Here is a 15,706-nt window from a genome sequence, read left to right as displayed (position 1 = left end):
ACGTTTTACCAATCTCCTTCATCCAGATGTCTGACGACGTCGTGGAACGTCTCGAACGGCACATGGGGCAGTCCCAGCTCGGCGCAGCGCTCCGTCAGGTGGGAGCGGGAGAACACGAGGTCGACCAGCTTTGCGCCCGCAAAATCCGTCACGCTGTCCCCGATTAGAATCCGCGTGTACTGATCTTTCGGAAAGCGGCGGATGACCGTTGTCTTGCACATGCCGCAATCGTTGTCGCACGCGTCGTCGCAGGCATGCGGCCACAAAATCTCGATGCGCTCGCCTTCGAAGCTGCTGCCGTTGCAATAAATATGATCGAGCGGAATGTCGAACGGCGCCAGCATCGGGTAGACGAAAAAGTCGATGCCGCCGCTCGTCACGTAAAACTCGACGCCGTTGTCCTTGCACCAATCGAGCAAGGATTGAAAGCCGGGACGGATGCCGGCCGTGGACAGGATGTAATCCGTGATCTCCTGCCTTTGGGCGGAGGGGATCAAGGCGAACATCTCGCCGACGCCCTGGCGCACGGATTTGCGCAGCGCGACGATGTCATCCACGATCGGCCGCCAGCCGGGCGGGTCGAACTGCTTCATGACGGCGACGATATTGTCGCTGAGGGTGATGGTGCCGTCGAAGTCGCAGAACAGGACGGGCGGCTTGTTAAAAGTTCGCTTGCTCAAGGGCGGCGCACCCCCCAGCGCTCGATCGCGAGCTTCAGCGGCTCGCGGTCGCCGCCGGCGGACGCATAGGCTTCAAGGTCCTGGCCGGCGAGCACGGCGTCGATCGCCTGCCGGAAGGCTTGTCCGCCGGCGGCCGCGCCGAGCGGATGGCCGTGGACGCCCCCGCCGGCGTTGACGACGACGTCGCGTCCGAAGTCATGGACGATCAGCGGCACGAGGCCGGGGTGGATGCCCGCGGACGGCACCGGCAGGACGGCCTTTTGGGGCAGCTCGGCGTTGACGAGCGCATCCTGGACCGCCAGGTTCTCGGCCTTCGGCATGACGACGGAGCCGTAAGGCGAAGGGAAGAGGGACAGATCCGCACCGGCGATCCGTATGAGCGTGCCGAGCAGGGCGGACGCCGAAATGCCGTGATGCGGCGAAGGATAGTAGGCGCCGGCCATCGCCGGGTGCGCCGCGATCGGGACATTGACGGCAGGGTCGGCGGCCAGCTCGGCCAGCGCGTCGAAGCCGTAAGCCAGCACGTTGAACAGCAGGCCGTTGACGCCGGCATCGATGGCGCGCAGGGCGTTTTCGCGCAGCTTGGACGTCGGTCCCGTCAGGTTGGCGAAGTAGATCAGCTTCTGTCCGGTGACGCTTTCCGCTTCACGGGCGGCCGACATGCACGCCTCGACGCGGCGCTCCAGCGGGGTGAGCGGGTTTTCGAACAAAATCTCGTCGTCCTTGATCAGGTCGACGCCGCCGAGCGCCTGCTGGAGAAATTGTTCTCTCAAGCCCGCCAGGTCGTAGCCGATGACGGATTTGAAAATGCTCATGAGGAGCGGACGGTCGCTGACGCCGAGATAATCCCGGACGCCGGCGAGTCCAAGCTTGGGACCCGGGAAGGCGGACAGGAACTCGGCGGAAGGCTTCAAACCGGTCAGCTTGATGCGGCCGTCCATCGACAGCTTGCCGAATACGGTTACGAGCAGGGCCGGAAGGTCCCTGCTGAAGTTGACGTCGGGATATTCGATCGTAATATCGGCGTAGCGTTCGCCCGGGCCGGCGCCTGCCGGCTCATGGGTCTCGACGGAGACGACGCGGCCCAGATGCTTCTCCATTTTTTGCTTGGCGACTTCCGGCAGCTCGGTCCAGCTCCCGACGGTCAGGCCGACGGCGATGCCTTCGGCTTTTTTGGCGAAGTCCGCCTTGTCGTCGAATAGGCGATAGGACGCCTGGCTCATGTTGACGCTCATTTTGCGATACCTTCTTTCTGTTCAAAATCGGATAAAACGCTTCGTCCGTTAGCCTGATGCGAGAGGTCGGGCGAGCGTTCAGCCGCGCAGCGCCTCTTCGGCGATCGCGCGCCCCATTTCGCCGGCGCGCTCCGCGCAGCTGTCCATCGCCGCCGAGATCGCCGCTTCGACGCCGAGCCGCTGCATCGTCTCGATGGCCGCCTGGGTCGTGCCGTTCGGGGAAGTGACCCTGCGGCGCAGCTCTGCGGGTTCCTCGCCGGTAAGCCGAACCATTTCTGCCGCGCCGCGAACCGTCTGCGCGGTCAGCTCGCGCGCCGTTTCGGGCGTTAGGCCTTGCGCGACGCCGGCGGCGATCATCGCCTCCATGACGAAGTAGATGTAGGCAGGGCCGCTGCCCGACACGGCGGTCACCGCTTCGAGCAGCCGCTCCTCGACGACTTGGGCGATGCCTACGGCGCCGAACATGTCGAGCGCGAGGCGCCGCGCGTCTTCGGGCAAGCCTTCTGAGAAGGCGATGCCGGTCGCGCCGAGCCCGATGCTGCTGGACGTGTTGGGCATCGTTCGCACGACGGGCTGGCCTGCGCGCGTCAGCGCTTGGATCGTCTCGGTCGATAGACCGGCGATGACCGAGACGATGAGCTGATCCTCGCGCAGCACGGGCGCGAGCGCCTTAAGGGCCGCCGCGGCGTCCTTGGGCTTCATCGTCAGCACGATGACGTCCGCGGTCAGCAACGCGTCTTGCCTGGCGGCTTCGTTGTCCGCGGTCAGGACGCCGTAGCGTCCGCGAAGCTCCGCGAGCCGCTCGGCGTTCGCGCGGTTGAACACCGTGATGTTGCCTGCCGGCGCGGCCCCGGTGTCCACTATACCGCGGACGAGGGCCTCCGCCATCGACCCGGCGCCGTAAAAGCAGATTTTAGAGTGGGCGAGTTTGTCTTGAGTTGCATTCATCGCTGTTCGTCTCCCGTCATGTATTTAACGACTTTAATCATTAATGGAATGAATCGTCATCCCCGAATTTGTCCTTGGCCTCGAATGCGGTATTTGGTCGAGGTCAGCGCAGGCAGACCCATCGGTCCGCGCGCATGAAGCTTTTGGGTGCTGATGCCGATCTCGGCGCCGAAACCGAACTCGAAGCCGTCCGTGAACCTGGTCGATGCATTGTGATAGACCGCGGCTGCGTCGACCTCTTGCAGGAAGCGGTCGGCGTTCGCTTGATTCTCGGTCACGATGCATTCGGAATGCTTCGTGCCGAATCTGGCGATGTGGGCCAGCGCCTCGTCGAGATCATGCACGACGCGAACGTTCAATATATAGTCGTTGTATTCGGTCGCGTAATCTTCGTCCGTCGCTTCGATCGCCCACGATACGCGGGCCTTTGCGGCGGCGTCGGCGCGCAGCTCCACGCTTGCCCGGCGGAAGCTGTCGGCCAGCCGCTCGAGATGCTTGCCCGCGAAGTCCGCGTGGATCAGCAGCGTCTCCATCGAGTTGCAGACGGAAGGGCGCTGAACCTTCGCGTTCAACGCGATCGCTTCGGCCATCTCATAGTCTGCCGTCGCGTCGACATAGGTGTGGCAGATGCCCGCGCCGGTCTCGATGACGGGCACGGTGGCGTTTTCGACGACGTTGCGGATGAGCGCGGCGCCGCCTCGCGGAATGATGACGTCGAGCAGGCCGTTCAGCTTCAGCATTTCGTTGGCCGAAGCCCGGCTCGCATCCTCGACGAGCTGCAGCGCGTCTTCGGGGATCGCGCTCTTGCGCAGCGCGCCGCGAAGGGCCGCCACGATCCGCTTGTTAGACTCGATGGCCGCGGATCCGCCGCGGAGCACGACGGCATTGCCCGTTTTCAGGCATAGCCCGGCGGCGTCTACGGTCACGTTCGGCCTCGCTTCATAAATGATGCCCACGACGCCGATCGGTACGCGCAGCTGCTCGATCCGAAGACCGTTCGGCCGTTCGAATGCGGCGACCTTCTCGCCGACCGGATCGGGCAAGGCGATGACCTCGCGCAAACCTTGCGCGATCGCCTCGATGCGTTTGTAATCGAGGCGCAGCCGGTCGAGGAGAGACTCGGACGTGTCGCCTGCCCGTCCGCGTTCGATGTCGATGTCGTTGCCGGCGATGATATCGTCCCGGTTCGCGACGAGCGCGTCCGCCATCAGGGCGAGCGCTTCGTTCTTTTGCGCAGTGGTCAGATTGTTCAGGGCAGCCGTCGCCGTACCGGCCGCGATCGCTTTGTTTCTCGCTTCGCTCATGATCCCTTCGCCTCCTTGGGTACGTAAGTCGTGACCCATTCGTCTCTGTGTATGATCTCGATGCGCCCGACTTCTACGCGTCGCGCGGCTTCTTCGCTAGACAGTCCGGCCACCGCGGTGACCTGCCAGGCGTCGTAGTTCGATACGCCGCGCCCGAGCGTTCGGCCGCCGCTCACGACCTCGACCACGTCGCCGGGGTGGAATTCGCCTTCGACATGCGTGACGCCCGCGGGCAGCAGGCTGCGTCCGCCGTTCAGCAGCGCCGCTTCGGCGCCGGGGTCGACGAAGACGCGGCCCTGGGGGACAGACAAAAAGCCGATCCATTGCTTTTTCGCCGGCAGCGAGTGGAGGGAGGCCGCGAAGTAAGTGCCCCTGCCACGGCCTTCGACCGCAGCCAGCAGGTCGCCCGGTTCGGTCGAGCGTCCGACGAACGTCGGCACGCCGCCGCCCATGGCGATGCGGGCCGCCTCGATCTTGGAACGCATGCCGCCCGTGCCGACCGACGAGCCGGCGCCGCCCGCGATCCGGTACAGCTCCTCGGAGATGACCTCCACGCGGTCGATGCGCACGGCCGAAGCGTCCTTGCGCGGATCGGCCGTGAACAACCCTTCGATGTCGGTCAGAATATACAGGCCTGTCGCTTTGACGAGATTCCCGACGAGCGCGGAAAGGGAATCGTTCTCTCCGAATTTGATCTCGTCGACGGCGACGGTGTCGTTTTCGTTAATGATCGGCACGACCCCTTGGCGCAAAAGCTCCTCGATCGTACGCTGCGCGTTTTGCGCGCGCTGCCGCTGGCTGAAGTCCGGCCGCGTGAGCAAGATTTGCGCGGCAGCGATGCCGTAGGGCGCGAACGCCTCCTGATAAGCCTGCATGAGCAGCGCCTGGCCGACGGCGGCCGCAGCCTGCTTTTCGTGCACGAGCTTCGGCCTGGCCTCGTAACCGACCGCCCGGTAGCCGGCCGCGATGGCGCCCGAGCTGACGAGCAAGGTTTGCAAGCCCTGGCGGTGCAGGGCGGCGATTTCGGCGGCGAAGTAGCCGAAGCTGTCCCGGTTCAGGCCTCCGGATTCGCCCGCGAGCGAGCTGCTGCCGATCTTGACGACGATGCGACGCATCCTTACCGCTTCCTTTCCGTGTGCATGATCCAACATTTAAGCGTATCGCGCTGAAACGCAAACAAAAAAGCTCCCGTCCTGTTCAAAGGACGAGAGCCTGGCTCCCGCGGTACCACCTTCGTTGACGTTCCCTGCCGCGAGGGCGGGGAAACGTCCGCTTGAACGCCCGGTAATGGCGGGCTCCATCCGGCTCTTCGCCGGCCGCTCGGGGATGGGGGAAGGAGGGCGACCGCGCAAATTCTCCCAGCCAACGGAATTTGCTCTCTGATCGGCGCGAATTTCCTTCGTTTCCCGTCATAGCGTTTTATCGAGGACGGAGGCACCGCCATGGCTGGCGATGCCGGTTGGTTTAAGAATAGCACGGCCCCAAAGCCTTGTAAAGAAAGCGAACGTCCGCTAGGCGGATCGGCTCAGCGGAACAACCCGAGCCGTCCGATGCGCGCGGCGGCTTCGCGGAGCCGTTCTTCCGGCGCCAGCAACCCGAGGCGGACATAGCCTTCGCCGTGCGTGCCGAAGCCGATCCCCGGCGCGACGACGATATCCGCTTCTTCCAGCAGCAGGTTGGCGAAGGAAGCGGAGTCGTGTCCTTCGGGCACCGGCAGCCAGCAGAAAAACGAGCCGTCGGGCTTCGGCGCTTGCCAGCCGTGCGAGGCCAGGGCGTCGTAAAGCGCGTCGCGCCGGCGCTCGTAGACGGAGACCAGATCCGTCACCGCCTGCTGCGGGCCGGTCAACGCGAGCGCGGCCGCTTCCTGGATGCCGCCGAACAAGCTGCAATAGTAGTGGTCCTGGATCAGGTTGAGCAGCTCGATGATCTTGCTGTTGCCGAGCGCGAAGCCGACGCGCCAGCCGGCCATGTTATACGTCTTGGACAACGTATAAAATTCGATGCCGACCTCCTTGGCGCCCGGCGTCTCGAGGAAGCTCACGGGCCGGCGGCCGTCGAATCCGATCGCCCCGTAGGCGAAGTCGCTCGCCACGACGACGCCGTGCCGCTCCGCGAAGCGCACGGTGTCCGCATAAAATTCAGGCGTCGCTACGGCAGAGGTCGGATTGTTCGGATAATTGAGGAACATGAGCTTCGCGCGAGCCAGATCTTCGGCAGGAATCGCCTCGTAGTCGGGCAGGAAGCCGTTCTTCGCGAGCAGCGGCATCTGGCTCATTCTCGCGCCCGCAAGCGCCACGCCCGACCAGTAATCGGGATAGCCGGGATCGGGCACGAGACAGACGTCGCCGGGATTGAGCAGGCACTGGCTGATCTCCACGAGTCCGGTCTTGCCGCCGAAGAGGATCGCGACTTCGGTGGCGGGATCGAGCTCGACGCCGTAATCTTCTTTATAACGCTTCGCTACGGCTTCCTTCAAAAAAGGAAATCCGCGGAACGGCGGATATTTGTGGTAAAGCGGATTTTCGGCCGCTTCCTTCAGCTTGTCGACGATATGCGAAGGAGTGGGCAAATCGGGATTGCCCTGGCCGAGGTTGATAACGTCGCGTCCGGTCGCCGCGCGGGCGTTCGCCCTGCCGACGAGCGCCGCGAAAAATTGCTCCGGCAGTCCCGACATCCGGTCCGCGGGTTGAATGGAGATGGACATGATACAGCTTCACGCTCCGTTGCTTTCATTAGTTGCTATTCCAATTGCTTATCCTAAGGCACCACGTTGAATATACAGTCTACGATGACAATAGCACAAGAGATTGAGTAGGACAATCGGAAAAGGGGGAGATGGAGCTTCTTGTCCGGGTGCCGCGAATCGGTTACGATGAGGCTACTTGCAGGCTAGGGCGCGACCTTTAGCCGTCTTAGCGAAGGAGAGATGATGAATGAACAAGCTGAAGCTGGCTCTCATCCAAATGGACATACACGCAGGACATCCGGACGATAATTTCGAACGTTTGGCGGCGCTGCTGGAGCGGGCGGCGGGCGGGGAGAGCAAGCCCGACGTCATCGTCGTGCCGGAAATGTGGAATACGGGCTACGAGCTCGCGCGCATTCGCGAGATTGCCGACGCGGAGGGCGCCCGCACCATCGACTTCATTTCCTCGTTCAGCCGGAAGCACGGCGTGAACGTGGTAGCGGGCTCGGTCGCGGCCAGCCGCGCCGCCCTCGGCGGGGGCGTGACCAACACCTCGTACGCTTTCGACCGCACGGGCAGCCTGATCGCGGAGTACGCCAAGATTCATCTATTTAAGCTCATGGACGAGCATCTGCATCTCGAAGCGGGCGAGCGGCCGGGACGGTTCGAGCTCGAAGGCGTGCCGGCCGGCGCGATGATCTGCTACGACATCCGCTTTCCGGAGCTCGCGCGCAAGCTCGCGCTGGACGGCGCGAAGGTGCTGTTCGTGCCGGCGGAATGGCCGCATCCGCGCCTGCACCACTGGCGGACGCTGCTCCAGGCGCGCGCCATCGAGAACCAGATGTATGTCGTCGCCTGCAACCGCAGCGGCACGAGCGGAGAGACGCGTTTTTTCGGCCACTCGATGGTCGTGGATCCTTGCGGCGAGATCGTCGCCGAAGCGGGCGAGGAAGAGACGATTCTGCGCGCGGAGATCGATCTGTCGCTAACGGACGAGGTTCGCGGTAGAATCCCCGTATTCGAAGACCGCAGGCCGTCGCTCTATTAAAAGGATGCGCCCTCGGCTCGGGAAGGCTCCAGCTTGCGCATCGTATCCCGGAACGTCGAGATGAACGCCTCGGCCGCGTTGGACAGGTACCTGCCTTTCCGGTAGGCGATGACCAGCGTTCGCGTCGGCCGTCCCTTCAGCGACAAGTAGACCGGCTGCAGGCCGTCGTGCTCCCTGCGCGTGATCATCTGCGGGACGAAGGCGATGCCCATGCCGGCGGCGACGAGCGATTGCACCGTCTCGATATTGGTGCTCTCTACGGCGACGCGCGGATCGAAGCCCGCCTGGCGGCAAAGGCCGACCGCGATCGCGCGAAAGCCCTGGCCCTTTTTCAGCATGACGAACGCCTCGTCCGCGAGCGCGCCGACGTCCGCTTCGGCCGCGCCGTTCGCCGCCAGCCGATGATCCCGGGGGACCGCCAGGCAGATCTCTTCCTCGAGGATCGGATCGTAGGCGAGGGTCGGTTCGACCAGGGGCAGCGTGAGTAGGCTGACGTCCGTGCCGCCGCTCGCGGTCAACTGTTCGAGCGTGGCCGACGCCTCCTCGACGAGCGCGATCTCGATGTCGGGGTAAGCCTCGCGGAACGCGGGCAGCACATGCGGCAAGATGTGCGATCCCGTGATCGGCAAGGTGCCGACGACGACCCGGCCTTTGCGCAGGTCTGCGATATCCTCCATCTCGCGCCGCAGCTGCTCGGTCATATCGACGATTCGCTGCGCCTTTTCGACGAATACCGTTCCGGCATGGGTCAGCTCGACGCTGTTGGTCGTCCGTTTGAACAGCAGCACGCCGAGCTCCTTCTCGAGCTTGGACAGCTGCTGGCTGAGCGAAGGCTGCGCGATATGAAGCTTTTCGGCGGCGCGCGAGAAATTCCGCTCGGCGGCGATTTGGATGACGTAATGAAGCAATCTGAATTCCATGGAAGTTTCTCCTTATTCGTTTGGACTATCAACTTTATAGATATTATATCTTGGAACAATGATAGAACCAATGTTATTATAGAATCATTCTAGACGAGGATATCTACACGGGGTGAATGTAAAATGAGCAAACAAACGATGTTCGAGAAAATTTGGAACAATCACGTGATTCATTCGGAAGCGGGCAAGCCTAGCATTTTGTATATCGATCTGCACCTCGTTCACGAGGTTACGTCTCCGCAGGCGTTCGAAGGCCTGCGCATGACCGGCCGCAAGGTTCGCCGTCCCGACCTGACGTTCGCGACGATGGACCACAACGTGCCGACCAAGGACCGCTTCAATATTACCGATCCGATCTCCAAGCAGCAGATCGACACGCTGACGACCAACGCTGCCGAGTTCGGCGTCAAGCTGTACGACCTGAACACGATCGACCAAGGCGTCGTTCACGTCATGGGCCCCGAGCTCGGCCTGACGCATCCGGGCAAGACGATCGTGTGCGGCGACAGCCACACCTCGACGCACGGCGCGTTCGGCGCGCTGGCGTTCGGCATCGGCACGAGCGAGGTCGAGCACGTGCTCGCGACGCAGTGCCTGCAGCAATCCAAGGCGAAGACGATGAAGGTCAACTTCATCGGCAAGCGCCCGGCCGGCATCACGGCGAAGGATCTCATCCTCGGCTTGATCGCCAAGTACGGCACCGACTTCGCGACCGGCTACGTCATCGAGTACACCGGCGAAGCGATCACGGGACTGACGATGGAAGAGCGCATGACCGTCTGCAACATGTCCATCGAGGGCGGCGCCCGCGCCGGCCTGATCGCGCCGGACGAGACGACGTTCAACTACCTGCGCGGCCGCGAATACGCGCCGCAAGGCGATGACTTCGACCGCGCCGTCGAGCAGTGGAAGGCGCTGGCGACGGACGAAGGCGCCGTCTACGACGCCGAAGTCGACCTTGACGTCGCTTCGCTCGTGCCGCAAGTCACCTGGGGCACGAGCCCGGGCATGGGCACCGGCATCACGTCGATCGTGCCTTATCCGGAGCAGCTGCCGACCGAAAACGAACGCAAAGCCGCCGAAAAGGCGCTCGAATACATGGATCTGGCGCCGGGCACCCCGATGTCGGAGATTCCGATCGACTACGTGTTCATCGGCTCCTGCACGAACGGCCGGATCGAGGATCTGCGCGCTGCGGCTTCCGTAGCCAAGGGCCATAGCGTGAGCCCGAACGTCACCGCCATCGTCGTGCCGGGTTCCGGCCGCGTCAAGATTCAGGCCGAGAAGGAAGGCCTGGACAAGATTTTCACCGCCGCAGGATTCGAATGGCGCGAAGCGGGCTGCTCGATGTGCCTCGCGATGAACCCGGACGTTCTCCAGCCCGGACAGCGCTGCGCGTCGACGTCCAACCGCAACTTCGAAGGCCGTCAGGGCCGCGGCGGACGCACGCACCTCGTGTCGCCGGAGATGGCTGCCGCCGCAGCGATCAAGGGCAAGTTCACCGACGTTCGCAACTGGGAATTCAAGTCCGAAGTGACGGCTTAAGAGGGGAGACATACGCATATGCAACCATTTATCAAATCCACGGGTCTCGTCGCGCCGGTCGACCGCGTGAACGTCGATACCGACGCCATTATCCCTAAGCAATTCCTGAAGCGCATCGAGCGCAGCGGCTTCGGCCAATACCTGTTCTTCGAATGGAGATTCGACGAGCAGGGGGCCGTCATCCCCGAGTTCAACCTGAACAAGCCGCGCTATCAAGGATCCACGGTCCTGCTGTCGCGCGCCAACTTCGGCTGCGGCTCCTCCCGCGAGCACGCGCCTTGGGCGATTCTCGACTACGGCTTCAACGTCATCATCGCGCCGTCTTACGCGGACATTTTCTACAACAACTGCTTCAAGAACAGCATCCTGCCGATCAAGCTGAGCGAGGAGCAGGTCGACGACCTGTTCAAGCGCACCGAAGCGAACGAAGGATACAAGCTGACCGTCGACCTTGAGAACAAGGTCATCACCGACGATCAGGGCCTGCGCATTCCGTTCGAGCTCGACGAGCACCGCCGCCAATTCCTGCTTCAGGGGCTGGACGACATCGGCCTTACGCTGCAGCATGCGGACGAGATCGCAGCATACGAAGCGAAAAACGAAAAGAGACTGGCGAACGTATTTTAAAAGCCGATTTCGAACGCTATATGGGTCTTCTTTCCCGGGTCGACACTTTTCGGGAAAGAAGGCCTTTTTTTCCGCTTTAACTCGCAACTTTTGACATTGCCCGGCGTCTAAATTAGGGTGGACAAGCCAAAAAGCGCCCCTTCCGATAGAAAGGTCTGCTTAGGACTTTTTTAGCGGAAGCGCCGCTTTTGGAACGGCCCAATCATTGACACCGAGGTGAAGCATGAGGTACTGGATTTCCCTGTTTTTTGTCGTATCGATGCTGTTAACGGCCGCCGGTCTCGCTTCAGCGGCGACCGTCACGCCCCAGTTGATCCTGGACGGCGTCGTATTGACGCCGAAGGAACCGCCCGCCTTGATCGACAGCCGCGTCATGCTGCCGATCCGCACCGTCACGGAGAACCTGGGGTTCACCGTCAAGTTTGAAAACGCGACCAAGACGGTCACGGTTACGAACGGGAATTCGGTCATCGCCATGACCGTCGGCAGCAAGAAGGCGACCATCAACGGCATCGAGAGCGAGCTCGAGGCGGCGCCCATCATCAAGCAGACGACGCCGGCCACGGCCACGACGATGGTACCGCTCATCTTCGTGAAGGACAACTTCGGCGCGGATATCGTCTGGGACAACAAGACGAAGTCTGCGTTCATCTACACGTCCAAGGCCGATTCCGGCGGAACGTCGGGCGGGTCGAACGAGGGCGGCGCAGGCGGAAGCGGCGGGAATTCGTCCGGCGGCGGCATGATCGGCGTCGTCGACGAGGATCCGCCCGCGACGGACGGTTCCACGGGTGCCGGCACCGGCACGACTGGCGGAAGCGCGGGCACGACCGACGGAGGCACCGGCACGACGGTCACCGACCCTTACGCGAGTCTCGCTTACGTTCACGGCATCCGCTTTGAAAACGAAACCGTGATTTTAAGTTACGAGGGTACGGTGCAGCCGGTCGTCACCTCGCTCACGGGGCCTGATCGTATCGTAGTCGACGTACCCAAGTCCGACTTCGCTTCGGACTTCGGACAGAATCTCGTCGTGAACGGTACGACGGCGAAGAGCGGCGTCTATCCCGTAGCCGGGCATCCCGTGCTTACGCAGGTACGGTATTCGCTGTTCCAGAGCAACCCGAACGCCCTGCGCTTCGTGCTTGACTTGAGCGGCGCTTACGGTTACGAGGTTCAAAACGACGCCTCGGCGGGCGAACTCAAAATCAAGCTCAGCGCGGACGCGGTGCCGCCGGTTACCGAAGAGCCGCAAAACAAGGTATATACGGTCGTGCTCGACGCCGGACACGGCGGATCGGACTCCGGCGCGATCGGCGTCAGCGGCAAGTACGAGAAAAACTTCAACCTGGCCGTCATTTTAAAGGTACAAGCGCTGCTGGCGACCGATCCCCGCATCAAGATCGTGATGACGCGCTCGGCGGATACGTTCCCTTCGCTTAGGGACAGGTACAATCTGGCCAACTCGGTCAAGGCCGATTTGTTCCTGTCCGTACACGCGAACAGCAACACCAAAAATACGGTCAGCGGAACCGAAGTTTACTATACGCGCGCGGATAGCCTTGCCTTCGCCAACGTCGTCAAGCAATACGCGACGCCGGCCACGGGATTGACGGATCGCGGCGTCATCCAGAAGAGCCTGGCCGTCACGCGGGAGACCAAGATGCCGGCCGTGCTGTTCGAAGCCGGATATCTGTCGAACTCGACGGAAGAAAAGAAGCTTTTCACCGAGGACTTCCAGAACCGCACGGCCGCCGGTCTTGCCGCCGCGGTCAAAGCTTATCTTAATTTAGCGTGACGGCCGGCGAGTCCGGCGCGCCGCACGATCGGGGAGATCACACGATGTCGCTCAAACCACGTAATTGGCTATTATCCATTCTCCTGCTGGCAATGCTTTGGTCCGGCGCCGCAGCCGTCGGTCCGGCACCGACCGCTTCCGCGGCCTCTAAAACGCCTTTCACCGACGTCGTGGCCGGCCACTGGGCAGAAAAGCATATCGCCAAGCTGGCGCTTCAAGGCCTGATCGCGGGCAAGGGCGCGAATCTGTTCGCGCCGAACGACAGCGTCAAGAGACAGGATGCGGTCATCATCGCGATTCGCTTCCTCGGCCTCGAACAGAAGGCGCTGGATTCCGGCGTAGCCGCGTTCCCGAGCACGTTTAACGTCAGCTCCTACGCCAACCTTTACGTTAGTTACGCGCTGAAGGAAGGACTGCTTAACCGAACCGAAGAGTTCGCGCTCGCCGAAGCCGATTCCAAGGTCAATTGGGGCGAAGCGCCCGCGACGCGCGAATGGATCGCGCGGCTGCTCGTCCGCACGATCGGCAAGACGGCTGCCGCCGGCACGACTTCCTTCGCCGACAACGTCTCGATCGACAAGGATCTGGTCGGCTACGTCAAAGCCGCCGTCGATCTGGATCTCGTGAAAGGACTTAGCGGCAATACGTTCGCGCCCAAGGGCGTCGTGACCCGGGCGACGGCGGCTACGCTGTTCAGCCGCGCGGAAGCCGCGAAGCAGCTCGCTTATTCGAAGCAAACGACAGGCATGCTGCTCGGCGCCGACGCCAATGCGGTCACCGTGCTGCAAGCAAACGGTACGGCGACGGCTTACGCCGTCGGCACGGGCACGCTGTATTCGCGTCTCGACAGCGAAGCGTTGACCGCGCAGGACGCGCTTAAGGTTTACGGCACGGTGAACGTCATCGCGGCAGCCGACGGCTCCGCGGCGTACGTCGAGCAAGCGAGCGATACCCCGCTGGTCAAAACCGTGCAGGGCAAGCTCGTCGTCGTCAGCGCGTCGAAGTCCGCAATCACGCTGCTTAGCGGCGAAGACGTGCAGTCGTATTCGTACGATCCGGCCCGGCTTCCTTCCGTGACGGACGCCGAGAACAACAAGGTCGCGCTTGCCGATCTGCCGGAAAACGCGGATCTCACGCTCACGATCGATACGTATACGCAATCCGGCAAAGTCATCGCGGTCAAGACCGGCCAATCGGCCGTCGTAAGGTCCGGCACCGGCACGGTGCTTAGCGTCGACGCGGCGGGCCGCAAGCTCCAGATCAAGGACGACGCCACATCGATCGCGGATACGCGGACGCTCGCCGCCAACGCGGTGCTGCGCACGGTCAGCGGCGTGCCGGCGGCCATCGGCGACATCAAGGTCGGCGATACGGTCGCCTACGAGATCAAAGGCGGACTCTATACGACGGTGACGGTCACGAAGAGCGCCGTCGCGGCGAGCGCGACGGGCACGCTGTTCAAGATCGATACGTCCGCGCAGACGATCCAGTACAGGGTCGCCGGCGCGAGCGACATCATCGGCAAGGAATATGTTGCCGGCGTCGCTGTCAAAATCTCGGGACTGAACGGCGCGACGCTGGCGGATCTGTATCCGGGCGACGCGGTCACGCTGACGCTGAACGCGGAAGGCAAGGTCACCGCGGTCGAGGCGACGGGGAGGAGCGTTCAGGTCCAGAACGGACTTGTTGTAAATACTTATCTGAACGACTTGAAGTTACTCATTCTTCAAGATAATGCCGGCAATGTGATCAAGGACTCGACTGGAAGTCCAAAGACCTTCACGCTCGGCTCCGGCGTTCGCTACGATCTGAACGGCACGACGATTACCGCGGACGCGGGCACGAGCATGCTCTATAAAGGCCGCAAGGTCGATATCGGCTATTCGGGCACCAACATCGTGTCCATTTCGTTCGTCGCCCAATACAAGGGAACGGTGTCGTCGAACAACACGACGACGAAGACGCTTCAGCTCTTGCTGGACAACAACTCGACCGTTACGATTCCTTATACTTCGCCGACCGTCGAGATTTACGGACAGACGAACCGCACCTACGCGGATATCAAGGCGGGCGACAGGATCGTCGCGCTGCTCGACGGCGGGCAGAACTATGCGGTCGGACTATTGGTCGTGAAGACCGTTCAGTTCGAAGTCGTATCCGTCGACGCGGCCGCCGCCAAGCTGAAGGCCAAGGCTTCCGACGGCTCGGTCGCCGAATGGACGGTGGGCACCGGCTTCGCGCTTCAGGACGCGAGCGGCAACGCGGCGCAGCTGTCCGGCTTTGCCGCCGGGACGCTGCTTAACGTGACGCTGCAGGGCGCGACGCCGACGCTGGCCAAGATCGTGCCGTCGACGTTCGGACGCGTCGTCGCGATCGATACGTCCGCAGGCACGATCGACCTTCGCACCGGCGCCGGCGCCGCGGTCAAGCAAACCGTTGGAACGACGCCGCTCGTCGTGCGCAACGGCGTCTCGTCCAATTCGCTGTCGGCGATCCAGCTGGACGACCGCGTCGAGCTGCGCAAGGACGAAAACGATCGCACGATATTGAACGTCGTGACGCCGGTCAGCAAGACGTACTGGCGCACGGACAAGACGTCGAACACGTTTTATTATCAGAAAGAATCGCTGAGCGACGACAACTACTCGGTCGCGCTGTCCCCGCAAGTTTACATCCACCAGGGCGATACGCTGATCGCGACCGATAGCCTGAACTTCGGCGATCCGATCAACGTTTACGTCCTGCGCGGCAAGGCGATCGAGATCGTGAAGCCATAAGCGATGACATGCGAAAATGGAAGTTGAATGACGGCTCCGCTTAACGGCGGGGCCGTTTTTCTTGTCGAAACGCCGAACTTCCGCTACACTGAAAGTTAATGCTTTAAAGGGAAACAAGGCATGGGAGATGGAAGCAAG

The 15,706-nt window shown here is 62.4% G+C and carries 12 protein-coding genes; 5 read left to right on the top strand and 7 right to left on the bottom strand.

Translation table 11 applies throughout. The features are described 5' to 3' along the window. Window positions 1–5 precede the first annotated feature (5 nt). From BM235_RS11025 to BM235_RS11000, 6 genes are all read right to left on the bottom strand, one after another. Complete coding sequence (locus BM235_RS11025) at window positions 6–680, bottom strand: 2-hydroxy-3-keto-5-methylthiopentenyl-1-phosphate phosphatase (protein ID WP_090112714.1); 675 nt, start codon at window positions 678–680, stop codon at window positions 6–8. Beyond that, window positions 677–1,915, bottom strand: coding sequence for a 2,3-diketo-5-methylthiopentyl-1-phosphate enolase (locus BM235_RS11020; RefSeq protein WP_090112713.1), 1,239 nt, complete (start codon window positions 1,913–1,915; stop codon window positions 677–679). Before BM235_RS11020 ends, BM235_RS11025 begins: the two co-directional genes overlap by 4 nt. A gap of 78 nt (window positions 1,916–1,993) precedes the next feature. Then, window positions 1,994–2,863: a pyrroline-5-carboxylate reductase gene (gene proC / locus BM235_RS11015; RefSeq protein WP_090112711.1), complete on the bottom strand. Its 870-nt coding sequence runs from the start codon at window positions 2,861–2,863 to the stop codon at window positions 1,994–1,996. Between the two features lie 56 nt (window positions 2,864–2,919). Then, window positions 2,920–4,167, bottom strand: coding sequence for a glutamate-5-semialdehyde dehydrogenase (locus BM235_RS11010; RefSeq protein ID WP_090112709.1), 1,248 nt, complete (start codon window positions 4,165–4,167; stop codon window positions 2,920–2,922). Next, window positions 4,164–5,282, bottom strand: a complete 1,119-nt coding sequence (gene proB / locus BM235_RS11005; RefSeq protein ID WP_218161355.1) for a glutamate 5-kinase — start codon at window positions 5,280–5,282, stop codon at window positions 4,164–4,166. The genes BM235_RS11010 and proB overlap by 4 nt, the downstream gene beginning before the upstream one ends. 410 nt (window positions 5,283–5,692) lie before the next feature. Next, window positions 5,693–6,871 (bottom strand): pyridoxal phosphate-dependent aminotransferase, encoded by a 1,179-nt coding sequence (locus tag BM235_RS11000; RefSeq protein ID WP_090112706.1) that lies wholly within the window; start codon window positions 6,869–6,871, stop codon window positions 5,693–5,695. Window positions 6,872–7,100: 229 nt separating this feature from the next. Between BM235_RS11000 and BM235_RS10995 the strand changes: the two genes are divergently transcribed. Then, on the top strand, window positions 7,101–7,901 hold the full coding sequence (locus BM235_RS10995; RefSeq protein WP_090112704.1) for a carbon-nitrogen family hydrolase: 801 nt from the start codon (window positions 7,101–7,103) through the stop codon (window positions 7,899–7,901). On the opposite strand, the gene BM235_RS10990 is transcribed toward BM235_RS10995, so the two are convergent. Continuing rightward, window positions 7,898–8,821 (bottom strand): LysR family transcriptional regulator, encoded by a 924-nt coding sequence (locus BM235_RS10990; RefSeq protein ID WP_090112702.1) that lies wholly within the window; start codon window positions 8,819–8,821, stop codon window positions 7,898–7,900. The two genes, BM235_RS10995 and BM235_RS10990, sit on opposite strands and share 4 nt — an antisense overlap. A gap of 123 nt (window positions 8,822–8,944) precedes the next feature. On the opposite strand from BM235_RS10990, the gene leuC reads away from it, so the two are divergent. The 4 genes from leuC (at window position 8,945) to BM235_RS10970 (ending at window position 15,568) form a co-directional block, all read left to right on the top strand. Next, window positions 8,945–10,366, top strand: a complete 1,422-nt coding sequence (gene leuC / locus BM235_RS10985; RefSeq protein WP_090112700.1) for a 3-isopropylmalate dehydratase large subunit — start codon at window positions 8,945–8,947, stop codon at window positions 10,364–10,366. Window positions 10,367–10,384: 18 nt separating this feature from the next. Then, the gene (gene leuD / locus BM235_RS10980) at window positions 10,385–10,993 is read left to right on the top strand and encodes a 3-isopropylmalate dehydratase small subunit (RefSeq protein ID WP_090112698.1); all 609 of its coding nucleotides are present in this window, start codon (window positions 10,385–10,387) and stop codon (window positions 10,991–10,993) included. Between the two features lie 223 nt (window positions 10,994–11,216). Then, on the top strand, window positions 11,217–12,791 hold the full coding sequence (locus BM235_RS10975; RefSeq protein ID WP_090112696.1) for an N-acetylmuramoyl-L-alanine amidase: 1,575 nt from the start codon (window positions 11,217–11,219) through the stop codon (window positions 12,789–12,791). 44 nt (window positions 12,792–12,835) lie between these two features. Beyond that, window positions 12,836–15,568, top strand: coding sequence for an S-layer homology domain-containing protein (locus tag BM235_RS10970; RefSeq protein WP_090112694.1), 2,733 nt, complete (start codon window positions 12,836–12,838; stop codon window positions 15,566–15,568). The last annotated feature ends 138 nt before the right edge of the window (window positions 15,569–15,706 follow it).

Source organism: Cohnella sp. OV330, assembly GCF_900112065.1.
Classification (GTDB): Bacteria; Bacillota; Bacilli; order Paenibacillales; family Paenibacillaceae; genus Cohnella.
Note: the sequence above shows the minus strand (reverse complement) of the source record. Positions and strands in the feature narration are given on the sequence as shown.